Annotated in this window: 21 protein-coding genes; 12 read left to right on the top strand and 9 right to left on the bottom strand. The window is 47.4% G+C overall.

The annotated features are described in order from the left end of the window. Positions 1 to 25: 25 nt before the first annotated feature. Together SB24_RS12245 and manA are read right to left on the bottom strand one after the other, a co-directional pair. A complete protein-coding gene (locus tag SB24_RS12245) occupies positions 26 to 2,671 on the bottom strand; it encodes an N-acetylglucosaminidase (protein WP_039253616.1) in 2,646 nt (881 codons plus the stop codon). Positions 2,672 to 2,810: 139 nt separating this feature from the next. Then, positions 2,811 to 3,761 carry a mannose-6-phosphate isomerase, class I gene (gene manA, locus SB24_RS12240; RefSeq protein ID WP_039255023.1) on the bottom strand — a complete coding sequence of 317 codons (951 nt, stop codon included), beginning with the start codon at positions 3,759 to 3,761 and terminating at the stop codon, positions 2,811 to 2,813. A 217-nt stretch (positions 3,762 to 3,978) separates the two neighbouring features. Here manA and SB24_RS12235 point away from each other — a divergent pair, with 217 nt between their 5' ends. The 3 genes from SB24_RS12235 to SB24_RS12225 are packed head-to-tail and all read left to right on the top strand — an operon-like array spanning position 3,979 to position 7,669. Continuing rightward, positions 3,979 to 5,430: a spore germination protein GerBA gene (locus SB24_RS12235; RefSeq protein ID WP_015418353.1), complete on the top strand. Its 1,452-nt coding sequence runs from the start codon at positions 3,979 to 3,981 to the stop codon at positions 5,428 to 5,430. A 5-nt stretch (positions 5,431 to 5,435) separates the two neighbouring features. Next, the gene (locus SB24_RS12230) at positions 5,436 to 6,542 is read left to right on the top strand and encodes a GerAB/ArcD/ProY family transporter (RefSeq protein WP_015418354.1); all 1,107 of its coding nucleotides are present in this window, start codon (positions 5,436 to 5,438) and stop codon (positions 6,540 to 6,542) included. Further along, positions 6,539 to 7,669, top strand: coding sequence for a Ger(x)C family spore germination protein (locus tag SB24_RS12225; RefSeq protein ID WP_039253613.1), 1,131 nt, complete (start codon positions 6,539 to 6,541; stop codon positions 7,667 to 7,669). Before SB24_RS12230 ends, SB24_RS12225 begins: the two co-directional genes overlap by 4 nt. A 3-nt stretch (positions 7,670 to 7,672) precedes the next feature. Here the strand turns inward: SB24_RS12225 and SB24_RS12220 are convergent, their stop codons facing one another. Further along, entirely contained in the window at positions 7,673 to 9,085 is a 1,413-nt protein-coding gene (locus SB24_RS12220; protein ID WP_082020264.1) for a glycosyltransferase, read from the bottom strand. Positions 9,086 to 9,178: 93 nt separating this feature from the next. Beyond that, entirely contained in the window at positions 9,179 to 10,555 is a 1,377-nt protein-coding gene (locus tag SB24_RS12215; RefSeq protein WP_031379305.1) for a sugar porter family MFS transporter, read from the bottom strand. Positions 10,556 to 10,859: 304 nt separating this feature from the next. On the opposite strand from SB24_RS12215, the gene SB24_RS12210 reads away from it, so the two are divergent. From SB24_RS12210 to SB24_RS12200, 3 genes are all read left to right on the top strand, one after another. Continuing rightward, the gene (locus tag SB24_RS12210; RefSeq protein ID WP_031379306.1) at positions 10,860 to 11,846 is read left to right on the top strand and encodes an LCP family protein; all 987 of its coding nucleotides are present in this window, start codon (positions 10,860 to 10,862) and stop codon (positions 11,844 to 11,846) included. Between the two features lie 154 nt (positions 11,847 to 12,000). Next, positions 12,001 to 12,858: a Cof-type HAD-IIB family hydrolase gene (locus SB24_RS12205; protein WP_039253610.1), complete on the top strand. Its 858-nt coding sequence runs from the start codon at positions 12,001 to 12,003 to the stop codon at positions 12,856 to 12,858. 105 nt (positions 12,859 to 12,963) lie between these two features. Beyond that, a complete protein-coding gene (locus SB24_RS12200; protein WP_039253607.1) occupies positions 12,964 to 13,686 on the top strand; it encodes a sunset domain-containing protein in 723 nt (240 codons plus the stop codon). Positions 13,687 to 13,724: 38 nt separating this feature from the next. Here the strand turns inward: SB24_RS12200 and SB24_RS12195 are convergent, their stop codons facing one another. From SB24_RS12195 to pgsB, 5 genes are all read right to left on the bottom strand, one after another. Beyond that, the gene (locus SB24_RS12195; protein WP_025853559.1) at positions 13,725 to 14,960 is read right to left on the bottom strand and encodes a C40 family peptidase; all 1,236 of its coding nucleotides are present in this window, start codon (positions 14,958 to 14,960) and stop codon (positions 13,725 to 13,727) included. A gap of 150 nt (positions 14,961 to 15,110) precedes the next feature. Then, on the bottom strand, positions 15,111 to 15,272 hold the full coding sequence (locus SB24_RS20000; RefSeq protein WP_003151344.1) for an extrachromosomal elements maintenance protein EdmS: 162 nt from the start codon (positions 15,270 to 15,272) through the stop codon (positions 15,111 to 15,113). 7 nt (positions 15,273 to 15,279) lie between these two features. Next, a complete protein-coding gene (locus SB24_RS12190; protein WP_017418784.1) occupies positions 15,280 to 16,428 on the bottom strand; it encodes a CapA family protein in 1,149 nt (382 codons plus the stop codon). An 18-nt stretch (positions 16,429 to 16,446) separates the two neighbouring features. Then, positions 16,447 to 16,896, bottom strand: coding sequence for a poly-gamma-glutamate biosynthesis protein PgsC (gene pgsC / locus SB24_RS12185; protein ID WP_003151340.1), 450 nt, complete (start codon positions 16,894 to 16,896; stop codon positions 16,447 to 16,449). 14 nt (positions 16,897 to 16,910) lie between these two features. Beyond that, complete coding sequence (gene pgsB, locus SB24_RS12180) at positions 16,911 to 18,092, bottom strand: poly-gamma-glutamate synthase PgsB (protein WP_003151337.1); 1,182 nt, start codon at positions 18,090 to 18,092, stop codon at positions 16,911 to 16,913. Positions 18,093 to 18,823: 731 nt separating this feature from the next. On the opposite strand from pgsB, the gene SB24_RS12175 reads away from it, so the two are divergent. From SB24_RS12175 to rbsD, 6 genes are all read left to right on the top strand, one after another. Next, a complete protein-coding gene (locus SB24_RS12175) occupies positions 18,824 to 20,293 on the top strand; it encodes a spore germination protein (protein WP_023357161.1) in 1,470 nt (489 codons plus the stop codon). Next, a complete protein-coding gene (locus tag SB24_RS12170; RefSeq protein ID WP_032867468.1) occupies positions 20,283 to 21,374 on the top strand; it encodes a GerAB/ArcD/ProY family transporter in 1,092 nt (363 codons plus the stop codon). Before SB24_RS12175 ends, SB24_RS12170 begins: the two co-directional genes overlap by 11 nt. Next, positions 21,364 to 22,497, top strand: coding sequence for a Ger(x)C family spore germination protein (locus tag SB24_RS12165; RefSeq protein ID WP_039253592.1), 1,134 nt, complete (start codon positions 21,364 to 21,366; stop codon positions 22,495 to 22,497). The genes SB24_RS12170 and SB24_RS12165 overlap by 11 nt, the downstream gene beginning before the upstream one ends. Before the next feature lie 93 nt (positions 22,498 to 22,590). Further along, positions 22,591 to 23,580 carry a LacI family DNA-binding transcriptional regulator gene (locus SB24_RS12160; RefSeq protein ID WP_039253591.1) on the top strand — a complete coding sequence of 330 codons (990 nt, stop codon included), beginning with the start codon at positions 22,591 to 22,593 and terminating at the stop codon, positions 23,578 to 23,580. Then, positions 23,573 to 24,454, top strand: a complete 882-nt coding sequence (rbsK, locus tag SB24_RS12155; protein ID WP_039253589.1) for a ribokinase — start codon at positions 23,573 to 23,575, stop codon at positions 24,452 to 24,454. The genes SB24_RS12160 and rbsK overlap by 8 nt, the downstream gene beginning before the upstream one ends. Next, entirely contained in the window at positions 24,451 to 24,846 is a 396-nt protein-coding gene (gene rbsD / locus SB24_RS12150) for a D-ribose pyranase (RefSeq protein ID WP_039253587.1), read from the top strand. The genes rbsK and rbsD overlap by 4 nt, the downstream gene beginning before the upstream one ends. Positions 24,847 to 24,857: the final 11 nt, after the last annotated feature.

The raw sequence follows: 24,857 nt of genomic DNA, 5'->3' as shown, positions 1-24,857 counted from the left end.
CTGAAGCATACACTTCAGCCCTTTTTTATACTTTCATATACACGGGAACATCATAGTAAAGCGTATAGTCATCCAGCAGTGAGTATAAGCTGTACATGCGGTTTACCTGCTTATACGCCCAGCCGATGTCTGTCGCATACTGATGGGCCGCGGCTGGAGACCATCTCATTTTATACAGCGTATCCTGCTCGTATGAAGGATTGTGAATATAAGACGCACCGATAAATTGGGCTCCGCCGATAATCGCGGCTTCCGGAGTAAACCAGCCTTGCTTATACGCGTATTGTGCGCCGTAGTAATTCGGGTTGCTGTCATAAGCCCCGATGCCGTACATGTTGTAAACCTTTTTACCATTATACATAATGCCGTTCGCAAGCTCTGACGTGCCATTGCCCGTTTCTAGCAAAGCATGCGAAATCAAATACACTTCATTGATGCTGTATTTGCCGGCGGCTGTAATAAAGGCCTGGCCTTTCCCTGTCAGTATTCCTTTATTGACCAGCACTTTTTGATTCAGTTCCGATGCGTTCAGTCCGGCTGTCTGAGAGAGCTTCAGAAATTGAAAGTAATACTTGCTGTCTTGTGCGAAGTGAGCCGGATTGACATACTGCCCGACTTCGTCACTGCTGGCGTTTCTCCAGCCCATGCTGAGTTTGGCCCAGCCGTTTGTCTGACCTGTGATGCTGACTTTATCGCCTTTTTTCAACTGCCCGATAATATTGCCGGAGCTGACTTCCGGGGTTGACCGGACGTTCAGGACGTCGGCTGTGACCGTTCCGGAGGCCGTATTGATGTACGTAAGCGATGCATAAGCCGCGGCATCAGTCTGCGGGCTGACTGTCATTTGTTTTTTGACCATATCTGCCAGTGAGATGTTGTAATTGGTATTCATGATTTGCGGTCCGTTTTTTATTTTCAAAATAGCCATCGTCCATCCGTACAGCTTTTTCAGCTTTTGGGAGGCGGCGTCCGCTGACTGCGCTCCCGTGAATTGATCGCGAATGCGGAGTTCATAAACCGGATGGCTTTCACTCGTATAGCCGGCCTGTAATTGTTTGGCGCTGAAAAAGCTCATGCTTTTATTTAAAACGGTTTTACTGCTGAATGTTTCGGTTTTGATGACGTATTGTGCAGAGCCGGTTTTCCCCGTCTCCTTCACAGTGCCGGCCGCTTTGTTTTGCTTGAAAAAAGCAGTCACGCGGTCAATGTCTTCCTTCTTAAGCAGCGGTGCCGTTTCAATTCTGAATTGTGTATACGCCGCTTCACCTGTTTTCTGTGCGGAGGCGGATACTTTTTTCCCTTTGAAAAAGTCCAGCGAACGATTGATCTTTGCCGTATCAAGCAGTGATTCGGTTGTGACTTGGTACGTTGTGTCCGTCTGCTTGGATATCGTTTTTGAAATGGCAGTCAGTTTATATCCCGCCAGCAGATTCAATCCTTTTTTTATCTTCGACTGGTCTGCCGTCTGCTGAGAAAGCAGCTGATATTCGTTTTCTGCTGTTTTTCCCGCCGCGGTTCTTGCCGTCTTTACACGCTGCTGGCGGAAAAACGCCTCCGCTTGATCTGCCTGTTCAGCGGTAAGCTGCCCTGCCGTGATCCGATAAACGGGCACTGATGCTGTCTTTTTGACAGGCGATGCGTCGCAATGCCATTTTTTCTTTTTAAAGAAAGCTTGAACACTTTGCAGCTGCTTAGCCGTCAGTCCGCTCATCCCGACCGTGTAATTATTTTTCTTGCCGGCTTTTTGATAGCTTCCGCTGACACCCGTATTCTTCTTGATTTGGGTGATAGCATTTTGTACGGTGCTTACTCCGTTAAAATATCCTGACTGCACGTTGTACACGGTTGCTGTTTTTCTTTGGGCATACTTTTGAACGTTCCCTTTGACGCCCGTTTTCTGCTGCAGCTGTTTCGCTAAACCTGCTGCAGCATTTGCATTTGAGATGTCAGAGGCTGTCACGGTGATATTCGGACTGGCCTTTGCCGTGACTTTCAGCGACGCCTGCAATCCTGTTCCCTTTTGAAAATCAGTTTGGATTTGAGCGGCTTTTTGATCGCCGGAGATTGTTCCTGATTGGATCTGAAACCGGGCTGTTTCCCGTTTGATCTGACGGTATGACGCTTTCACGCCCGTCTGCTTCGTCAACGCTTGCGAGAGCGCTTTTGCGTCTGCTTCGGCTGCCATCTCAGCAGTCACGACCTGCATGTACGGCTGTTTTGTCCCCGCCGGCTTGACGGCGCCGGTCACGCCCGTTTTTTTCGTCAGTTCGGCAAGAAGAATTTTCGTCTGCCGCTCGTCTGATAGAACGCCTGATGTGACGGTCACGTACGGCTGTTTGCTTCCGCTTGCGCTGTAAGTGCCGGACACGCCCGTCTGCTTCGTAAAATCTTTCAGCACGGTTTTCGCATCCGTTTCATCGTGTAAGCCTGAAGCTGAGATTTGATAAGTGAGCGGCGTATTTCCGGCTTTCTTTGCGTCAGCCTGCCACCCCGTATCCTTTTTCAATTTCGCTGCCGCTTGAAGCGCCTCGTTCTCAGAAGCAAATTGCTGCTTCGTTTCCAGCTCGTAAACGGAGTAGTCGCTGTATGCGGCCTCAGCGGGCTGTGTAAGGGTGCAAAAGACAAGGAAAACGGCGGACAATAACATAGGTGCAACGAATCTCTTTTTCATTCCTTCTCCTCTTTCTGATTCAATTGGTTTCTATCAAACTAGTTTATTTATCGGCCGGCCTTCTTCATTTTTACAGAGAGAAATCACCCAATTTTCCAAATAAAAAAACTTAATCCCAGAGCTGGGATTAAGTTTGGTTTTATATATGAGAAACGATGATCGTGCAATCTCCGTTTATCGTAAAGTCAGGCATCTGATCCGGCAGTATGAAATGCGCGCCTTTTTCAAGCTTGGCGGACTTGCCTTCACAGAGGATGGAGCCGCTTCCTTCTGTGACGCTGCACTGCATAAACGGAGCGTCCTGGGTCATTTCCGCCGTCCCGCTGATATCCCATTTGTATACAGAAAAATATTCTCCCTGCACAAAGGTTTTGATGGTGACGCCTTTTCTCGTTTCAGTTGATTCATCTAAAAATCCGTCCACATGAGGAACGGTGGCGGCGTTGACGGCATCGCGGATATGCAGCTCACGCGCCTGGCCGTTTTGATCTGTACGCCCGTAATCATATATCCGGTAGGCGGCCTCTGAATTCTGCTGTGTTTCAAGCACGAGCGCCCCCGCACAAATGGCATGGATGGTACCGCTCGGCACATAATAAAAATCGCCGGGTTTGATCTTCACACGGCGCAGCAGGCCTTCCCAGTCACCGCTGTTAATCATGGTGACAAGTTCCGCTTTCGAACGGGCCGTGTGACCGTATATGATTTCCGCATTTTCTTTACAGTCGATAATGTACCAGCACTCAGACTTCCCCGTTTCGCCCAGTCCATGCTCCTCGGCGTCATAATCGTCAGGATGGACTTTAACGGACAGATGTTGTTTGACGTCCAGTATTTTCGTCAGCAGCGGAAACCGGTCCCCTTCCGTTCCGCCGAATAATTCTCTATGCTGATCCCACAGTTCCATCAAGGTTTTCCCTTGATACGGACCGCTTTTGACCGTGCTCATTCCGTGCGGATGGGCTGATATCGCCCAGCATTCGCCGGTTGTTTCTGAAGGTATGTCATATCCGAATCGTTCGCGTAATAACGTGCCGCCCCATAATTTTTCTTTACATACAGGCTGTAAAAAAATCGGCTCTTGCGTCATGTTCGTTCCCCTCCCCTTAAAAAGCGGCTCATATCCCATTCCCCCTGTGTCTTTTTTTAAACACGGAGGGAGCCGCGGTTAAAAACAATATGTATAAAATGGCTGACCTGCTCATTATACCATTCGGATGGGGCGGAATGCTCAGTCATTTCCTATTCCAGAATAAAATGCCTTGTTTGTCGCAAATTAAAATAACTGATGGAAAGGGGGGAACATTGTGACGATACATGCGGAGCTCGGCAAAAACCTTGAAGTGCTGAAAAAACGGTTCGGCCAAAGCGATGACATGATGTTTTATTCGTTTACGTATGGAAACGGCAAATGTGACGCCTGTCTTATCTATATAGACGGACTGACCGACAATCAATTGCTTGCAGAATATATTATTTCGCCCGTTCAGGCGGCCGCCCGGCATCAAGAGGAACCGGCTGAAACACCGCCGTCATCCATCTCTTTCGGCTATCGTCATACCCGGCTTTCTTCACTTAAGGACGCGGAGGCAGACATTTTCTCCGGCAAATCGGTTTTGCTGGCGGAGGGATGGGAGGAAGCCCTTTCGTTTGAGACGGAAACATTTAAAATGCGTGATATTGAAGAACCGTCTTCAGAAGTGCTTGAACGGGGGCCGAGGATAGGTTTTGTCGAAAAGCTTCGGACGAACACGGCGCTTTTGCGCGAGCAGTCCGGTGATCCCAACCTCCAGATCAAAGAGATCACACTCGGCGAACGGACAAAAAAGCGGATCGCCGTTGCCTACATTCGGGATATTGCCCCTGATGATGTTGTAAAAGAAGTGATGAAAAGACTGGATTCGATCACCATTGATGACATTCCGGAATCAGGAGCGATCGAGCAGCTTATTGAAGATAACACGTATTCCATTTTCCCGACCGTCTTGACGACCGAACGGCCCGACCGGGTTATGGGCGCTCTTTTGGAAGGAAGGGTTTCCATTCTTGTAGACGGAACGCCTTTTACCCTTTTGGTGCCGGCTACCGTTGATGAATTTATCCACTCCCCTGACGATTATAATCAGCGGTGGGTTCCGGTTACCTTTCTCAGGCTGCTTCGGTATACATGCATTTTAATCACGATTTATTTACCCGGCCTTTACATATCGCTCGTTACGTTTCACACGGGGCTCTTGCCGACGAGAATGGCGGTTACGATTGCCGGAAGCAGATTGAATGTCCCGTTCCCGCCTTTTGTTGAAGCGTTCATCATGATTTTTACGATCGAGATGATCAGAGAAGCCGGACTCAGGCTGCCGAAGCCGATCGGACAGACGATCGGCCTGATCGGGGGCGTGGTGATCGGACAGGCCGCCGTTCAGGCGAATATTGTCAGCGCGATGATGGTCATTGTCGTATCCGTTACGGCGTTGGCTTCTTTTACGGCGCCCTCCTATGCGTTCAATTTTCCGCTGAGGCTCATCCGTATTTTTTCGATGATTTTGTCGGCGATATTAGGTTTATACGGACTGATCATGTGCTACCTGCTTGTCGTCGGCCATCTGATGCGTCTGAAAAGCTTCGGTCAGGACTATCTTATTCCGATCATGGCGCAGCCTGGCCAAGACTTAAAAGATACGATCGTCAGACTGCCGACGCCTCTTTTGAAAAAACGGCCGACCAGAAAAGAGACGAAAGATAAAATCAAGCAAAGGTGATCCCCATGAAAAAACCGGAAGACAAGCTGTCGTTTATGCAGACACTTCTCATGGTAAGCGGAACAATGATCGGAGCGGGCGTGTTAACACTGCCGCGCTCCGCCGCAACAGCGGACAGTCCGAGCGGATGGATCATTATTCTTGTGCAGAGTGTCGTGTTTATCGGCATCGTCCTGCTCTTTATGCCGTTTTTGCAGAAAAACAGCGGGGAAACCATTTATGAGCTGAATCAAAGCATCATGGGCCGCGCCATCGGTTCTCTTCTGAATTTATTCATCAGCTGTTATTTTGTCGTCACTGTCTGTTTTCAAGCCCGTTTTCTCGGTGAAGTCATCAATTACTTTTTACTGAAAAATACGCCGATGGGTGTCGTCATATTCATCTTTCTGGCGGTCGGCATTTACCATGTGACCGGCGGGGTCTATCCCATTTCAAAGCTTTATGCCTATCTGTTTCCGATTGCGATCGTCATCCTGATTACGCTGCTCATATTCAGTTTGAGACTTTTTAAGCTGGATTTCGTCCGCCCAGTCATGGAAGGAGGCTACAAAAGCTTTTTTGAGCTGTTTCCGCAAACCCTTCTGTATTTTTCGGGACTTGAGGTGATTCTTTATCTGGTGCCGTTTATGAAAAACCCGAAGCAGGCGAAAAAGGCGGCTGTCTTCGGCATCGCAGGCGCGAGCATTTTTTACAGCTTTACGCTGCTTGTCGTCATCGGCTGTATGTCGGTCGCTGAAGCCAAAACGGTGACGTATCCGACCATATCCCTGATTCATGCCTTGGAAATCCGGGGCATTTTCATAGAGCGGTTTGATATCTTTCTTTTAATTACGTGGACATGCCAGCAGTTCACCTGTATGCTCGGTTCTTTTAAAGGAGCGCATCTCGGATTAAACACCATTTTCAAACTGAAAAATAAAAACAATGCCTGGCTGCTGGGAGGCTTATTGGCAGTGACATTCGGCCTTTCAATGTACCCCGATGATATCAACAGTGTGTTTGCATTCGCGAATATTCTCGGATATGCGTTTTTTGCCGTCATTATGATTCCTTTTCTCATCTGGTTTGTCAGCTGGATGAAAAAAATAGCCGGGAGGAAACAGACGTCATGACACTTTTCATCAAATGGGCGGCGGCGCTTTTCATACTGATGACGCTTTCAGGATGCTGGGACGCGAAGGAAGTCGAAAAGCTGTCTTTCGCCCGGGGGCTGGCGATAGACGAGACGAGTGACCGCCGATATAAATTAACCTATCAAAACCTGCTGCCCCAAAGCGAAAACAGCCAGGCTTCCGGCCGGCCCGTGTTTGTCAATGTGACGACGCGGGGGGATACCATTCTTGAAGCCGTCAGTGAAGTCGCTTTAAAAGATCCGCCTGTTTACAGCGATCACTTAAAAGTGCTGATATTCAGCGACAAATTGCTGGCCGACCAAAATATACTGCAGATGATGAATCATTTTATCCGCGATGATGAATTAAGGCGGAGCAGCTACCTCTTCGCGGCAAGAGGAAAAGCGTCCGATATTCTGACGGAGCCGACGCCGAATCAGCAGCAGCCCATGGCCGCGGAAAAGCTGATCGACCTTACGAACAACGGCGGCTACAACGGGAAGATTTTACAACCGCTCCGAATCGGGAGAGCTTCGATTTACTGCCATAATAAACTCAGTTTTCTCATTCAGGCCGTCAGCAATCAAAAAGGAAAAACGGTGTATGACGGAGCGGCCATTATCAAAAACGCAAAACAAAACAGATTGGCGGGCTTTCTGTCATCATACGAAATACAGAGCCTGAATTGGCTGATGGGGACGATACGGGGCGGCGTGCTGCCCGCTTTGGATAAAGGGGGGCACCCGATTACCTTCGAGATCAAAAAATCAACATCCGTCATCACTCCCAGGCTGAAAAACGGGAAGCTGTCATTTCATGTAGCGGTAAAAACAAAAGGACTTTTGTCAGAGGATCAATATGCCGGAGAAGATTCATTCGATCAGCACTATTTAAACGGGCTGGAAAAGGTTTTCGAAAAAAAACTGAAAAGCGATATGAAAGAAGTCATCGATAAGCTGCAGAATCAATATGAAACGGACCCTGTATTCTTTTCTGACAGAGTCCGCATTCAATATCCCGACTATTGGAAGAAAGTGAAGCACCGCTGGGATGAGACCTTCTCCGAAGCGGCCTTTGACTATGATGTTTCCATTCAGATTACCAACTTCGGAACGATGGGACGGTAGCCTTCAGCGTGTTTTTTCGACACGAAGGAGAATTTGATAAATCCTGCTTTGTTCGGGCAGCTGTGTCACCGGAAATTGCATCGATTGCGCCATTCGTGTGATTTCCTGTAAAAACAGCTGCACCCGCTCATCCACGTGAACATACGTATAGGACTGCTTTTTCACGTCAAATGTCTCTTCCGGAAAGAGCGTGCGCACCGTCTGCGGCGTAAAAAACCGCAAGTGGGTGCGGTCGAGAATGCCGGCGTCTCTGTATGTCCAGTCACCGAGCAGAAGCGGGAACAGCGCTTCGGCGTGGGAAATATTCGGAATGCTGCAAACAATTGATCCGGCAGGCGACAAATAGGATGAGTACGTTTCAATGACGCGCCACGGGTCTTTTAAGTGCTCAAGGATGTCCGCGAAAATGATGCAATCAAAAAAGCCTTCCGGATAAGGCAGCTTCACTTTTTCGACATCTTCCTGCAGCACCGCTTCATAGTGTCCTTTTGCCGCTTGCGCCGCCAGCGGGTGCAGTTCTATTCCGTACAGTTCGCAAGGCTGTCTGTTTTGAAGTTCCAGCCCCGTAGCTCCCGCACCGCAGCCGACATCAAGTATCCGTTTCGCCTCCCGGGGAACGAGCTCCGCAATTTCCGGTCTCGGATGAGTAAAGTACGTAAAATCAGTGCCCCATTTTTCCGTAAAACGCTGGCGGTTCTCCGAATATAACTGATTGATATTGATATCCTGATTAGCCGTAAACGTCGCATGCCCGTGGTGATGCACAAAGGCATCGAGCGCGATGTGCAGGCTGTAGCCTTTTTGCAGGGCGCGCAGACATAGGTCATCATCTTCAAAAGAACCGTATCCGAATTGCTCATCGAACGGGCCGATGTCTTCAATGACGCTTCTTTTCACCAGAAGACAGAAGCCGACAAGGCGCAGCACCCGCTTTGTATGATGCTTTTCCCGGGCGCAATACGCCTCCGCGAATGACTCCAGCTCATCAAGCGATTGATACGCGTCATGGATCATTTGCGCGCCGCTGACATAGTTGCTGACGGGCCCGACCATACCGGTTTTTTCAGATTGATACAGCACCCTCAGCATGGAGGTGAGCCAATTTTTCGTGACCATCGTATCGTTGTTCAGAAACAGCAGATTTTCTCCCCCTGCCGCTTCGATTCCCTGGTTGCACCCCTTGGCGAACCCGAGGTTTTTTTCATTAAGGACGACTTTGACGTCAGGCAGATTTGATATGTATTCTCTCGTTCCGTCTGAGGAACCGTTGTCAACTATAATCAGTTCAATCTTATCTTTGTCGGTGTATCGTTCAATGCTGGCCAGACATTTTTTCGTCAGCTCAAGTTCATTATATGTAAGGATAATAATACTCGTTTTCACCGGCATCCCCGCCTTTATCGTGACTTTATACAACGTATGACATATCCCCGTCATTTATGTGACCGGGCACCCGCTCGGCATCCGTTTTGAGGGGCCGGTGAATAACCGCCCCCCTAAAACTGAATATTACGGATGAACTGTCCGCCGATTTGATTCTGATCCCGAGCCTCCGTTACGGCTTTTCAGATCCTGCTCAATTTCTTCAAGGCTTTTCCCCTTCGTCTCGGTCACTTTAAACCGGACGAACAGGAATGCCAGTATCCCGATCGCGGCATAAATGAGAAATAAATAGCTGATGCCGACTGCTTCCATTAACATCGGATAGGTTAATGAGACAATCAATGTTCCGGCATGCAGCATCAAAGTGGAGACACCCGTCCCGATACCCCGGACATGCAGCGGGAATAATTCAGGAAGCATGACCCACACGGCAGGCCCCCAGCTGACCGCAAACACAATGATAAACAGGCCTAAACAAATCACCGTTGTCCATGATGCGGCTGCTGAATGTTCAAAGAAAAGATTGACCGCGGCCAATACGAGCAGACTGATGACCATGCCCGCATTTCCAGCCAGCAGCAGCGGCTTCCGGCCGATCTTATCAATGACTTTAATAGCCGCAAGCGTCATGATGACATTGACGGCGCCGATTCCGACCGTTCCCAATATAGACGCGGAATTGCCGAACCCGACACTGGTAAATGTTTTCGGTGCGTAATAAATAATTGTATTTGTCCCGATGAATTGCTGCAAAAAGGCAATTCCGAGGCCGGCAATCAGCGCGGGTCTCACCCACGGCTCAAACAATTCTTTCAAGCCGCCTTCGTTTTCCTTTTCCGCTTCTTTCATCTGATCAATCTCATCATCAATATTCTTCGTTCCCCGCAATGATGAAAGGATTTCTCTTGCTTTCTCCTCTTTGCCGATCGTAAACAGCCAGCGCGGGCTTTCCGGCATAAATAAGATTCCGATCAGCAGAATGACTGACGGCACAACCGCAAGTCCAAGCATCCAGCGCCAAGCGCCTGCATCGGCAAATATATAGTTCACGATATAAGAAACGAGGATTCCGACCGTAATCATCAGCTGATTCAGCGAAGAAAGCGCCCCCCGTTTATGCTTCGGAGCCAGCTCCGATAAATAGAGCGGGACGATCGTTGTAGATGTTCCGACAGCCAGTCCGAGAATAATCCGGAAAAGAACCATCACCCCTGTATTCGGGGCAAAAGCGACTCCTAAACCGCCTATACAAAACAGCAGCGCCGCTCCCATGATGGCCTTCCGCCTGCCGAACCGATCGGTCAGTTTGCCGGCGAATCCCGATCCGAGAATCGCCCCCGCCAATAACGAACTGACGACGAGGCCTTCTGTAAAGGCGTTCAGTCCCAGTTCTTTTTTCATAAACAAAATAGCTCCGGAAATGACCCCGGTATCATATCCGTATAACGCGCCCCCGAGAGCGCCGAAAAAATAGAGCCATTTATTCGAGTGTATGCTTTTCATGTTATTTAGACTCCCTTCATCCAACGCTGTATCCGCGCGGAATTGTTCTACTGCTTCTTTTGCCTGTTTCCGATCGTTTCAAACCTTCCGCACCGTTAATATCCATTATTTTACTAATTATTTTTTACAAAGCGACGAAACATTTCCCGCTTCCTGCCGTCCAATATAATGTGAACCTGATGCAAAAATAACAGTAGATGTTGTCGAAATAGAGAGAAAGATTTAGAATTTTCTCATTTGCAGAGTTGCTCCAAGTCAACAATTATGGTACGCTTCACAAAGAATAGAAACGAGAGGTAATGATATGGAAGAACGATCTCAACGCAGAAAAAAGAAAAGACGCCTCAGAAAATGGGTGAAATTTGTACTGGTATTCGCCGCTTTCTTATTGGTGATCGCCGGTTCCGTCGGCACCTACGCATTTGTGAAATTGAATAATGCGACCAAAGAAGCGCACGTCAGCCTTGACCGCGGCGACCAGTCCGTAAAACGGATCAAAGAATTTGACCCGAAGAAGGATTCTTTCACCGTATTGCTTTTAGGAATAGACGCCCGTAACAGTAAGGGCGAATCAGTAGATGACGCAAGAAGTGACGCCAACGTGCTCGTCACCTTCAACCGGAAAAAGAAAACAGCGACGATGCTCAGCATTCCGCGGGATTCCTATGTCAACATCCCGGGACACGGCTATGACAAATTCGCGCACGCACATGCTTACGGCGGTTATAATTTAACTTATAAAACAGTAGAAAACATGTTTGATATTCCGGTAGATTATGTGGTTGAGAGCAACTTCGACGCGTTCCGCGATGTCGTCAATGAGTTGAACGGCGTTACGGTAAATGTGAAAAGCCAGAAAATTGCCGATCGTATTAAAGTCGATACAAAAGGAAAAGTCGTGCTGAAGCCGGGCGTCCAGACGCTTGACGGTGAGCAGGCACTGGCTTATGTAAGAACACGCAAAGCGGACACCGATCTGATGCGCGGACAAAGACAGATGGAAGTGCTGAGCGCCATTATTAAAAAATCTAAATCGTTAAGCTCGATCCCATCGTATGACGATATCGTCGACAGCTTAGGGAAAAACTTGAAAATGAACTTATCTCTTAATGACGCCATCGGTCTGTTCCCGTTTATCACATCGCTGAAATCGGTGAATTCTTTGCAGCTGACAGGTTCAGACAGCTACATTTACACTCCTCAGTACGGCAAAAATATTTATTACTTCAAGCTGAATGAGGAAAACCTTCAAGAAGTAAAAACGAAATTAAAAAATGATTTAGACGCGTAAGATGTCACGGCGGGATTAGCAAATCCCGCCGTTTTTCTGTTGAAAAAAAGGACATGAAGGTATAGCCTTTTAACTGACGGCTTTCTGCTGATTTCGCACAAAGCTGAACATACTACATGAAGCAGCTTTATTTTTAAGGAGGGCATCCATACATATGAAATTGATAGCCATTGACTTAGACGGCACATTACTGAATTCGGACAGTGTGATTTCTCCGGAAAACAGAGCGGCTTTACAAAGAGCGGATGAAGCGGGCATTCTCGTGGCCATCTGCACGGGCAGAGCCACGTTTGATGTAAAAGCGCTCTTAAAGGATTTGGATATTCCGATCATTGCTGCAAACGGCGGGACAGTCCATGACAAAGGATACCGCCTCGTCAGCCGCCTCTTAATGGATCAGCAGGCCGGAAAGGATATCGCCGCTTATTTAACGGACAAAGACATTTACTTTGAGGTCTATACAGATGATCATCTGCTGTCCCCGTTTGACGGCGAGTCCAAACTGCAGGCAGAACTGGACATTCTGAAAAGCGCCAATCCCAAGGAAGATATTCAGACATTATGGGAGGGCGCAAAGACGCAGTTCAAACAATTCGGCATTAAACCCGTACAGGATATACAGGCGATTTTTAACGGAGACGAACATGTTTACAAGCTTCTTTGTTTCTCTTTTGATATGGAAAAACTGAGAAACGCCAAAGAAGAAATTACACATCATCCGAAATTATCCCAGACATCTTCCGGAAAACACATTATCGAAATCCTCCCTGCCGGTTCCGGAAAGGGACGTGCTCTGACGGAGCTTGCCTCACTGTACGGAATTGAAAAACAGGATATTTACGCCATCGGCGACAGCCCGAATGATTTCTCCATGTTTGAAGCGGCGGGAAACCGCATCGCCATGGGCAATGCGATTGATGAACTGAAAGAAAAAAGCACGTATATTACAAAAAGCAACGATGAAAACGGCGTCGCATATTTCATCAACCGGCTTCTCGACAACAGGAAATAAAAGGTAAAAGCCAGGTCTTTCACGGCCTGGCTTTTCACGTTTCCCAAAAAAGAAATTTCCAAAATTGAAAATAAATTGTAAGATAAAGAAAAAAGGAGTTTCATGATGTCGAATGCAATCGCTATTATAGGATTTTTAGCTTTTCTTTGCGCAGTCGGATACGGAATGTTTCATCTCATATGCACAGCCGCAAAAAAAGAAAAACATTTTTCAAAAAAGCTGTTTTGGCCTCTTCTCATCGGCGGATTTATCCTGCTTCTGACCGGTGCCTCCCTCGCAGAGCCGGACGCCTCGGCCGTGAAGGCAGAGGAGAAATACAGCACCCTTGATACCGCTTATCAAAAATTGACGAAGGAACACCAGGCGCTTGAGAAAAAATATGAAAGCATCAGTGCCGCGGCCGAAAAGGAGAAATCCGAAGCTGAAGCTGGCAACGAAGAAAAACTCAGCAAACTCAGCCAAGAGATAAGCAAGCTGAAAAAAACAAACAAATCACTCAAACAAGACAATGAGAAATTAAAAAATTCACACAAAAAGCTCGAAAAGACCGCTGAAACGCTTCAGTCAGAAAATAAAACTTTAAAGCGGCAGAAAGCAGAAACAAAATCCGAAAACGCGGAAACGGCGCAAAACAACGCCCCTTCCTCCGGCGGACATGCCGAAACGAAAGCAGCCGGCACCTCACAGGGATGCGACATTAAAGGCAGCCGGAACGGCATTTATCACACACCGGGAAGTACTTACTATGACCGGACGACAGATCCCGCGGAAATGTTCTGTTCTGTAGAGGATGCGGTAGCGGCCGGATACAGAGCGCCGAAACGGTAAAAGAAAAAGACGTCAGAGACACTCTCTGACGTCTTTTTTTACGGAAGCCGGATGCCGCCCGCATATTTGTCCTTCCAATAAGCGCTTGTGTTCATATTTGTTATGGTAACGCCTGCGGACACGGTGACATGAATCACTTGTCCGTTCCCGATATAAATGGCCGGATTCAGGCTTTCCGCTTTAAAGAAGACCAGATCGCCGGGCTTCAGATCTTGTTTATCGACCGGAACGCCCGCCTGCATCTGCTTGTCGGCATAACGCGGCAGGCTGATTCCTTTCGCTTTTTGATAGATGTATTGAACAAATCCCGCCGTATCAAAGCCGGTTTCCGGTGAAACGCCGCCTTTCAGATAAGAAATTCCGATATGATCGGCCGCTGTGGACACAACGGGATTGTCTTTAGAAATGGCTAAATTGCTGAATCGGCGCACCCCTGTGAAATGTTTTTTCCAATAATCTTCCGCCAAGTAAGAAATGGTGACTTTTTCGGAGCGGCTTGCTTGGATGAACCTTCCCTCTCCCGCATAAATGCCCGCATGGGAAATTCCTTTTTTATACGTGTCGCTGAAATAAATCACGTCCCCGGGCTTTATGTCGCTCAGTTTGATTTTCTCACCGACCAGCCACTGCTGTTCCGCAGATCTCGGCAGGTAAATGTGAAGCTTGTTTTCAAAAACATATTGGACCAGCCCCGAACAGTCGAATCCCGCTTCAGGCGTGCTTCCGCCGAATACATACGGAATGTCGAGGTAACGGGCTGCCTCCTGAACGATCGGATCATCAGCCAGTTCCGGATCTTTTGTCATCCGCTTTGCGCCAAGATATAAATTCATCCAATAACTGCTTTTTTGAAAGCGTGTGACGGTTACGCCTTCTGACGGAGAACTGTGTATCATCTCTCCGTTTCCGATATACAGACCGTCATGGACAGGCGTATTTTGTGTTGAATCCGACTTTTTGAAAAACACAAGATCTCCCGGTAAAAGGTCATTTTCTTTGACGGCGGCTCCGACTTTCCATTGATCACTGACCGTTCTCGGCAGATGGATGTTCTGCCTGCTGAAAAGATAATGCATCAATCCGGACGGATCAAAACCGTCCTCAGGCTCTTCGCCTCCGTAAACATATTTATTTCCGACAAGTTTTTGCGCGTCTGAAACGATCAGGACAGAAACTTGAGAATCCGCTTCGGCAATTTCCGTTCTCGTTACTGCAGGTGCCACAAGACAAATCATAAGGCCGGCAAGGATGTACTTCCTCCAGCTTGTGAGCATGTTTTCTATTCACTCTCCTCATTTTTAGTAGTTTTTACATCGGTAACTTTTAACAAATGTTTAGGAGAGCACAAAAAAAAAGAATGCCCGATATGGGCATTCTTTACTGGATTCGGAACAAACAATATGCCGGCAAGCGGAATCATGCGCTTATTTTGCGCCCGCTGTGTCCTCTTGCTGAATTTTTTGCATTTCCGTGTCAATTTTTTGTTTTTCCTGATCTGTGAGCTGATCATTGTATTTAAACGCAGACATAAACATAAATACCATAATGATCGCGGCAAACGGCCATCCCGCTTTAATGATTTTCATTTGTTTTTCACTCCGCTTTCTTTTTTAAGATATCGCTGTGATCCACATCAAACGTTAATTTTCCATCCTTGACGCTCCACTTGAAATTCGATTCTTTCGTCAGTTCACGTACGATCGTTTTATGATTGATGCTGCCTTTTTTAACCGGTGCAGGCGTTGCTTCATGAATGTTCATCGGCGTGACTTCAAAGCGTCCTGTGCCGTTTTTCTGCAGATGATATTGAACAAGCGCCGTGTCTCTCGTTCTTGTCCACCCCTGGTCGAATACGAAGTTGCCCAGGCTGTAGAAAATAACGGTGCCGTGGTACATTTCGATCGGTTCCAGCACGTGCGGATGGTGTCCGACGATAATATCCGCTCCGGCATCTGACATTGCTCTTGCCAATTGGCGCTGTCTGTCATTCGGATCATTATCGTATTCCTGTCCCCAGTGTGTTTGAACAATGACAAGATCGGCTTTCTTTTTGGCTTTAGAAATCATCGGAATAAACAGCTCTGGATCGGCCGGAAGCACACCCGGCGCATTTCGTTTAGCTGCAAAGCCTTTTCCGGAAACATCAGTGAAACCCAGTGTTGCGATTTTGATTCCGTTTACATCTTGATAAGAAATGTTCTGCTCGGCTTCCTTCAGCGTGAGGCCCGCGCCGACAAGTTCAAGATTTTGCTTTGAAAACTCTTCAACCGTATCCCGCATTCCTTGAGGGCCGTAATCCATCGCATGGTTGTTGGCTGCCGTGAGAACGGTGAAATTCATGTCCTTCAATACTTTTACGGCATCTTTGTTTGATTGAAGGTGGATATTTTTTTCTGCTTCTTTGTAGTTCTTTTTATATGTAACCGGGTTTTCAAAGTTCCCCGACACATAGTCGGATGCTTCGAAGAATGGCTTTGCGTAACGGAAGACACTCTCCGTGCCTTTATGCTTTGTCACTTTCTCGACATTCCGGCCCATCATAATATCTCCGACGAATGAGGCTGATACAAGGTCATCGGCATTTCTTTTCACACTCGGCGTTTCCGCCTTCCCTGTCAGGATGCAGACGAACATCAGGCAAAAGACGATCGGCAGCGCGATAAAAACGTGAAGATTGGTCTTCTTTTTCTGCTGTTTGGTCAGCTTCAGCAGTTTTTCTTGAAAGCTTAATTGTTTTTTCATCGTTTGACACACCTTACATTAGATTAAGTAGTAAGCAAACATAATGGCAAAAGTTGCGCCGCTTAAGAACAGCGTGCTGGCAAATGTAATCGTTAATCCCTGTTTCTGAATGGTATTGGCGATCAGACCCGGTACGATGATACCGATTCCGCGGAATTCTGATATCTCAAACGGTACGATCGGGTAAAGGAAATCAAGGGCGATTTTTAAGCAGATTCCCGTTATCAGCATAGCTGCGAATTTTCTGCGTCCGTACAAAATCATAAATCTGGATAAACCGTATTTGACGATCACGTATGTAAGAAGACTCACTAACAATACGAGTAAAATAAAGACCGGCTGGTTAAAAACGAGCCCTAAATAACCCGGCACGACTAAACCGGCAGGTACGATACCTGTTTTTTCCGCGAAAATTAAACTGATTAACACGCCTAAAATAAGTGAGATGTATAAATCTGATCCGAACATTTATCCTTTTCCTCCTAGCTAACGAGCTGTTTCACCTTATACTCTTGAATTTTTTCAATTAATGGTTCCGCTGAACCGTGGATATTGCCCACGCCATATATGACACGGTTTTGCATTCTTGTTTTCAGCACGTCCATGATTTCGTCTGTTGATTTATATTCCAGATCGTGCAATGTATCGGCAGGAATCTTGCCTTCTTCATAAGCTCTGACGATCGGTTCTGTCGTCTCGCCGATGAGTATGAGTTCCTTCGTTTTAATGTACGGAAGCACGTCGTTTGCGAACTGAATCGTTCTGTCCACACGGTCGGCGCGGCAGTTCATGATAACGATCGGTTCATCTGTCGGGTAGCCGATTTCCTTTACACGTTTCCATATATTTAAAGTAGAAGATGCATCATTTGCGGCAAAGCCGTTTACGAAATGACCGGGCTCCTTCGTGCTGAGCAGCGGCAGGATTCTCATGGCGCCAGGATCAGGCGGCGCATTCAGCATTCCTTTAAACGCCGTTTCTTCATCTATCCCAAGAGCCTGGGCAACGCCGAGCGCAAGGGAAGCGTTATCAGGAAAGACCATATATTCAAATTTTCGAAGGTATTCATCTGTAATTTTAGAGTTATCCGCAATAATGACCTCGGTATTCCGCTCTGCGGCTTTTTCTTTAAAGAAGTCTGTGTATTCACTGTCTGTAATGACAAGGTGACCGTTGTACGGTATCGTCGCGGTAAATGCTTCAGCGATTTCATCAAGCGTCGGCCCCATGACGTCCATATGGTCTTCAAGCACATTCACGATGACGCCGATGTTGGCTTGAAGGAGTTCTTCCTGAAAGATAATCTGATAATCCGGGTTTACCGCCATACATTCACTGACAATGGCATTGGCGCCCCGTTCTACGGTTTCCTTCATTACTTCTTTTTGCTCGCCGATATTCGGACCCTGCGGTTTCCGTTTGATCGGTTTCTCCTCAGGTGTATCCCAATAGATCATCCTTGCATCTGTTCCCGTCGTTTTTCCGACTGTTTTGTAGCCCGCCTCCATCAGTATTCCGGTCGTCAGCCTCGTTACGGTTGACTTTCCGCGGATACCATTAATATTGACGCGTACTGGCAGGGCATCGATATTCTTCTGATGCCGCCTTTTTTCAATGATTCCGATGATTAGTACGGCAGCACAGGCTATAATGAGTAACCACATTGATTTTTGACATCTCCTTCTGTATTGATAAATTCATTCATCAGTATATAGCTTCACTATGAATTCTCAATCGGCATTATGTAACATAATCTTCCCGCTTTCACTGAGCCAAACTTCTCTATTAGTGACGCTATTCTTCCTATTATCGAATTGCTTTTTTTGGGAATAGGCAGGACTTCAACCTTACTTCAATTTTTCAAAAGAAAAATGAATGCGTTTACATTTTCACACAGAAATTCATTTGGACCAATGGAACTATTCGCGTTCCGGAAGAAAAAGATGTAATGATAATCCATCTTTTCCAGCCCGTTTGTATCAGCGTTTTTCGCACTGCGCATACGTTTCGGGACTCTCTGTCCGCTGTGTGCAGACTACCTGTTTTGTTAAGGATAAGGTCTTAAAGTCATTCATTTTTCCCCCGTATCCTGCTTTCAGTCCCATTCCAAAATAACTAGCGGAATGACTGGTACATGACAGAAAAAGACGGGTCCGGAGTGTTTACAAGAAATACACATTTTATATGCGGAAAGCCTTTCTCCTTTTAAACCATTTACAGGACGTTTATCACTCTTTTGAAATAATTTTAATAAATCTTTATATTCGTTCAAGAAATATTCATCCATAATTGTGAAGTTCTTGGTAAAACATCGAGGAACTCCTCTATTTTATAAAATGCATAAAAAAGGAATACCCGCTGAAAACTACAGATAACCAGGAAAGGAGGCGGTCTGATGTCTGCGGATAAACAAAACAAACGGATTCCCGGCGATTTTGAATCGGCTGTACGGGAAATGCAGGAGCTGATGTGTGTTTGCGGTGATTTTAAAATACGAAGGATCAAACTGCAGGACCGTCATACCGCTTTCTTTTATATTGAACAAATGATAGAAGAACAGAAGCTGAATGAGTTTCTGTTAAGCGACACCCTGCAGAACGGCCCGCTTGAGGAAACGATGAATGCCGTCAGCAGTGCGGAAACGGATGAAACCAGAAAACTCATTGACGGGATTTTGGCCGGCCAGGTTGTTTTTCTCAGCGATGCATCGAGGAAAGCGAAGCTGTTTTCCGTCGGGCAGAATCCGCTGCGTTCCATTATGGAACCCGAATCTGAAAGTATCGTCCGCGGCGCCCATGACGGGTTTGTGGAAAGTTTGGAAACGAACATTCATCAGCTGCGGTTTCACATACAGGACCGCCATCTCTCCGTTCATTATATGGATATCGGGGAAAGAGCCAAATCAAAGGTTGCGGTTATCTTTGTTGAGAATATCGCCAATCCGGAGATTGTCGAGGAAGTGAAGCGGCGCCTGTCATACTTGCGTATAGACAGCGTGCTTGCGCCCGGGATTATCGAGGAATCAATAGAAGATAATTCGTTTTCCATTTTTCCGCAGATCATTCATACGGAACGGCCGGATAAAGCAAAAGCATGCGTGATGGAAGGCTGTGTACTGATCATGATGGACGGGAGTCCGTCGGCTTTGATTGCGCCGATCACATTCTTTTCCTTTTTTCAATCTCCGGATGACTACAGCACGAGGTGGATTTCTGCCAGTTTTTTAAGAGTGCTGAGATTTTTCGCCTTTATGATCGCGATTACGCTGCCCGCTTTTTATATCGCGCTGATTGCGTTTCATTTTGAAGTCATTCCCAACGATCTGATTATCACCATGAAAAATTCGATTGTTGATATTCCCTTTCCCCCGCTGATAGAAGCCATGATTATGGAAATTACGATTGAACTGATCCGCGAAGCCGGTATCAGGCTGCCGAGACCGATCAGTCAGACGATCGGCATTGTCGGCGGTCTCGTGATCGGTGACGCAGTCGTTCAGGCGGGACTCATTTCTAATATGATGATTATCGTCGTAGCCGTTACGGCTGTTTCTTCTTTTGTGCTTCCTTCATATGAAATGAGCACGTCCATCCGAACGCTCAGATTTCCGCTTATGTTTCTGGCATCCTCGTTCGGTTTTATCGGCATCGCACTCGGCTTCGGGCTTATTCTGATGAACCTGTGCAAGCTTGAATCACTCGGCGTTCCTTATTTATCATCTCTGACGCCGTTTCATTTCAGTGACTTGAAGGATGCATTTATCCGGCTGCCGGCTTGGTTTATTAAAAGAAGGCCTTTTTATTTGAGACCGCAAGACTCAAAGCAGATGAAACATGTTCGGGGGTGGAGAAAAGATGAAGCCTAAAAAAATAAGCCCGCTTCAAGGCGTGTTTTTCATTAATCAGACGCAGATCAGCATCGGCATTTTGGCGCTGCCCCATTTACTGATGATGAAATCGGGAAGCAGCGGATGGATTTCCATTCTGCTTACCGGATTGCTCGTCCAGCTTACATTCAGCCTGTATATGATATTATTTCACCGGTTTCCGAAGCTGAACCTGTACGAAATGCTGGAGGAGGTGTTCGGAACACTTGCCGGCAAAGGGGTGCAGGTGCTGTATATTTTATATTTCGCGTTTCTCTGCACGCTCATTCTTTCTGTATTTACACGGATATTGGATATCTGGGTGCTCCCTCAGACTCCGAATTGGGTGATCAGCTTAATGCTGATCCTCGGTTCTGTCTATATCGCCCAGGCTCCGCTGAATGCGATCGCCAGGTTCAGCTTTATTTTAACGCCGTTTTTGCTGCTGATCTCTCTGCCGCTTTTATACACGCTGGGAAAAGCCGATATCACATACATTATGCCGATTTTTCACGGAACCGCAAAAGACATGCTTACCGGGGTGCAGCAAACACTTGTCAGCATTACCGGCTTTCAGGCGGCGCTCGTGATCGGGCCCCTAATCAACTGCACCGTCAGCCAGCGCTACAAAATACTGACGATTTCAAACATCTTGATTATCCTTTATTACCTGTATATCACCCTTACTTGCTTTGTCACAATCAGCCCCGAAGAAATAAAAATGATCCCGGAGCCTGTGCTGTACCTGTTAAAAACCGTTTCATTCAGAATTATCGAACGGACGGATCTGCTCTTTTTGACGTTTTGGTTCGTGACCGTCTTTTCAACGCTGGCCAACGTGTTTTACTTGGCAAGCACCGGCATTGCCAAGCTGTTCAATCAAAAAGATCACAGCCGGTTTGTTTATCCGCTGGCCCTGCTCGTCTTCCTTCTGTCTATTTGGGCCACAAGCACAGATAAAACGATACAGCAGCTGGATCAGTTTTTCCGCATTTCCGATATTGTGTTTGTGTATTTGTTTCCGTTGTTTATGGTATTGATTGTCCTTGTACGCAAAAAGGGTGTCCGCCATGCGCATTAAAAAAGCGGTTCTTATCAGTCTCATGTGCGCAAGCCTGACACTTGCGGGCTGCTGGGATCAAAATTTGCTGAAAGATATTTCTCTCGTGCTGACCGCAAGCCTTGATGTTGATCATGACGGTAAAAATAAAATCGGCATCACCTATCGGAAGGTTCAGTCCTCCCAGGCGGAACAGGAAACGGGCGGCTCATTCATTACGACGGTGCTCAGCGCTTCCGGGCACACCATCCGTGAAGCGCGGTTTCAATTGGATAAGCTTGTCGATCAGCGCATTGACACGTCCAAGCAAAGAGTCTTATTAATCGGTGAGAAAATGGCGGAAAAACCGCTTTTTCCTTATCTCGATGTCTTTTACAGAGATCCGAAAAGCCCGCTTCTCGCTCATCCGGCGGTTGTAAAAGACGGCGAGGCAATTGAAGTGCTGAAGCTGATCGTCCGGCAGAAATTGATCGTCAGCAAGTATTTAACGAATTTATTAACAAGCGCTAATGCGGAATCAAATATCAGCATGGAAAATTTGCAATCCATCCGTTCAAGCATGCTGACGGCTGATAAGGATTTCGCCCTTCCTTATTTATCGATTAACGGACAGACGATAAAGGTAGAGGGTTCTGCCCTGTTCAGCGGCCAGCGAAAAGTGACTGAGGTGCTCGGTCAGGATTCGACCCTCCTGACCCTTTTAAGCGGGCAATTTAATAAATCGGCTAATATTAATCTGAAGCTGTGGGACAAATACAAAATGGATATTGAAAATTATCTTTCTCTCGGCATCACGGATGCCACGCGAAAGATTGTATTTATAGATACAGATCCGCAGCATATAAAAGTGAAAATCCGTTTAAAACTGAATGCACGCGTCTTGGAATATCCAAAGGACAAGCTGAATTCTTATACGGCAATCGACCAAATAAACAAACAAGCCTCAGCAAATTTGAACAGCCAGGCCAGATCGGTGATCAGCCATATTCAGGAGCACAATTCGGATATCCTCGGCATCGGCCGGAAATATCAAACCCATTATTATGAGCGGGGCAAGCGGCTCAATTGGCGTGGGGTCTATCCTTCCATCGAGATAATCCCTGATATTAAAGTGAATATCTCACAAATCGGCATCGTGAACTAAAAGAGACCCCGGTCTCTTTTTTTGTTGCCAACCGAAATGATTCGTGTTACTCTTTTTATGTAAACGGTTACATAGTTGAAGGAGGAGTGTTTGTTGGCAACGATTAAAGATGTCGCAGGCGCTGCCGGCGTCTCTGTTGCCACGGTTTCACGTGTCCTCAATGACAACGGCTACGTGCATGAAGATACACGAACGAAGGTCATGCTTGCCATGGAGAAGCTGAATTATTATCCGAATGAAGTTGCCCGCTCTCTTTATAAAAGAGAATCCAGACTGGTCGGGCTCTTGCTTCCGGATATTACGAATCCCTTTTTCCCTCAGCTTGCCCGCGGCGCTGAAGACGAGTTGCAGCGGGAAGGATACCGGCTGATCATCGGCAACAGCGATGAAGAATTGGAAAAAGAACTCGACTACCTGCAAACATTTAAACAAAATCAAGTTGCCGGTATTTTGGCGGCCACCCATTACCCCGACCTTCCCGAATACAGCGGCAGCCTTTACCCGGTCGTATTTCTGGACCGGACAAAAGAAGGCGCCCCATCCGTATTCAGTGACGGGCGGGCAGGCGGAAAACGGGCGGCTGAGGAAATGCTTCGCGGCAAAAGCACAAGCATCACGCTTATCAAAGGCCCAGCCCACCTTCCGACCGCTCAGGAACGTTTTAACGGTGCACTTAACGTGCTGCAAAAAGCGAACGCACAGTTCAATGTCATCTCCGCCGCTTCATTTTCCATCAAGGATGCCGCCATTTTAGCAGAAGAATTGTTTGCAGCATACCCTGAAACCGACGGAGTCATTGCCAGCAACGACATTGCGGCGGCTGCCGTCCTCCATGAGGCACTGCGGCTCGGCAAAAAAGTTCCGGAGGAGATTCAGATCATCGGATACGACGATATTCCGCAGAGCAGGCTTTTGTTTCCGCCGCTTTCAACCATCCGCCAGCCTGCATATGAGATGGGAAAACAAGCGGCAAACCTGCTGCTGCAATTGATAAAGAAAGAGCCGCCGAAAGAGACGGCCATTCAAATGCCCGTGACTTACATAAGAAGACAAACGACAAGAAAGGATGATCACCATGAGTGAAATTTGTGTTATCGGAAGCTGTTCTATGGATCTGGTCGTCACATCTGAACGGCGTCCGAAAGCCGGAGAAACCGTACTGGGCACAGACTTTCAAACCGTGCCCGGAGGAAAAGGCGCAAATCAGGCCGTAGCCGCTTCCCGCCTGGGCGCAAACGTATATATGGTAGGAAAAGCAGGCAATGACAGCTACGGAAAAGCGATTATTGAAAACCTGAAGGCAAACGGTGTCAATACGGACTATATGGAAACGGTTACACATAAAAAAAGCGGAACGGCTCATATTGTGCTCGCAGAAGGAGACAACAGCATCGTCGTCGTAAAAGGCGCAAACGATGACATCTCCCCCGATTATGCCAAAAGTGCGCTGGCAAAACTTCCCGGCATTGATATCGTGCTGATCCAGCAGGAGATTCCTGAAGAAACCGTTGAAGCAGTGTGCAGCTACTGCCGCGCGCAGCAAATTCCGGTTATTCTGAATCCCGCGCCGGCCCGGCCGCTGAAACAATCGACGATTGAGGATGCCGCATATCTTACGCCGAACGAACATGAAGCATCCATTTTATTTCCTGACCGGACGAAAGAAGAAGCGCTCGCCGGCTATCCCGGCAAACTGTTCATTACCGAAGGAAAACAAGGCGTGCGCTACTCAGACGGCACCGCGGAACGGCTTGTTCCCGCCTTCCCTGCAGAAGCGGTCGACACGACGGGAGCCGGCGATACCTTTAATGCGGCACTTGCCGTCGCACTCGCGGAAGGACGGGACATTGAGCAAGCGCTCCTGTTTGCCAACCGCGCCGCCTCCCTGTCCGTGCAGCACTTCGGCGCCCAAGGCGGCATGCCGGCCAGAAAAGAAGTTGAGGAGCTGCTGTCATGAAAAAACACGGAATGTTAAACAGCCACATTGCCAAAGTATTAGCCGATCTCGGGCATACAGACCTCATCGCAATCGCCGATGCGGGTCTCCCCGTCCCTGACGGCGTCCCTAAAATTGATTTGTCCTTAATGGCGGGCGTTCCCGCCTTTCGGGACGTGACCAGCCTGGCAGCCGGGGAGATGGCAGTCGAAAAGGTGATCGCCGCTTCCGAGATCAAAGACGCAAACCCTGAGAATGCAAGTTTCATAGAAAGCCATTTCTCAGCGCAGACGATCGAGTACATGTCCCACGAGGAATTCAAACGGCTCACACAGAAAGCAAAAGCCGTCATCCGAACGGGTGAAATGACACCATACGCCAACTGCATCCTGCAGGCGGGTGTGATTTTCTAGAAAGAAGGGAT

Source organism: Bacillus sp. Pc3, assembly GCF_000815145.1.
Classification (GTDB): domain Bacteria; phylum Bacillota; class Bacilli; order Bacillales; family Bacillaceae; genus Bacillus; species Bacillus velezensis.
Note: the sequence above shows the minus strand (reverse complement) of the source record. Positions and strands in the feature narration are given on the sequence as shown.

Excerpts from the sequence above, each read along its gene's own strand:
- rbsK (WP_039253589.1), top strand. The coding sequence starts at position 23,573 with ATGAGTGAAATTTGTGTTATCGGAAGCTGTTCTATGGATCTGGTCGTC.
- manA (WP_039255023.1), bottom strand. The coding sequence starts at position 3,761 with ATGACGCAAGAGCCGATTTTTTTACAGCCTGTATGTAAAGAAAAATTA.
- SB24_RS12165 (WP_039253592.1), top strand. The coding sequence starts at position 21,364 with ATGCGCATTAAAAAAGCGGTTCTTATCAGTCTCATGTGCGCAAGCCTG.
- pgsB (WP_003151337.1), bottom strand. The coding sequence starts at position 18,092 with ATGTGGTTACTCATTATAGCCTGTGCTGCCGTACTAATCATCGGAATC.
- SB24_RS12210 (WP_031379306.1), top strand. The coding sequence starts at position 10,860 with ATGGAAGAACGATCTCAACGCAGAAAAAAGAAAAGACGCCTCAGAAAA.
- SB24_RS12245 (WP_039253616.1), bottom strand. The coding sequence starts at position 2,671 with ATGAAAAAGAGATTCGTTGCACCTATGTTATTGTCCGCCGTTTTCCTT.
- SB24_RS12175 (WP_023357161.1), top strand. The coding sequence starts at position 18,824 with ATGTCTGCGGATAAACAAAACAAACGGATTCCCGGCGATTTTGAATCG.
- rbsD (WP_039253587.1), top strand. The coding sequence starts at position 24,451 with ATGAAAAAACACGGAATGTTAAACAGCCACATTGCCAAAGTATTAGCC.
- SB24_RS12230 (WP_015418354.1), top strand. The coding sequence starts at position 5,436 with ATGAAAAAACCGGAAGACAAGCTGTCGTTTATGCAGACACTTCTCATG.
- pgsC (WP_003151340.1), bottom strand. The coding sequence starts at position 16,896 with ATGTTCGGATCAGATTTATACATCTCACTTATTTTAGGCGTGTTAATC.
- SB24_RS12225 (WP_039253613.1), top strand. The coding sequence starts at position 6,539 with ATGACACTTTTCATCAAATGGGCGGCGGCGCTTTTCATACTGATGACG.
- SB24_RS20000 (WP_003151344.1), bottom strand. The coding sequence starts at position 15,272 with ATGAAAATCATTAAAGCGGGATGGCCGTTTGCCGCGATCATTATGGTA.
- SB24_RS12170 (WP_032867468.1), top strand. The coding sequence starts at position 20,283 with ATGAAGCCTAAAAAAATAAGCCCGCTTCAAGGCGTGTTTTTCATTAAT.
- SB24_RS12215 (WP_031379305.1), bottom strand. The coding sequence starts at position 10,555 with ATGAAAAGCATACACTCGAATAAATGGCTCTATTTTTTCGGCGCTCTC.
- SB24_RS12205 (WP_039253610.1), top strand. The coding sequence starts at position 12,001 with ATGAAATTGATAGCCATTGACTTAGACGGCACATTACTGAATTCGGAC.
- SB24_RS12195 (WP_025853559.1), bottom strand. The coding sequence starts at position 14,960 with ATGCTCACAAGCTGGAGGAAGTACATCCTTGCCGGCCTTATGATTTGT.
- SB24_RS12200 (WP_039253607.1), top strand. The coding sequence starts at position 12,964 with ATGTCGAATGCAATCGCTATTATAGGATTTTTAGCTTTTCTTTGCGCA.
- SB24_RS12190 (WP_017418784.1), bottom strand. The coding sequence starts at position 16,428 with ATGAAAAAACAATTAAGCTTTCAAGAAAAACTGCTGAAGCTGACCAAA.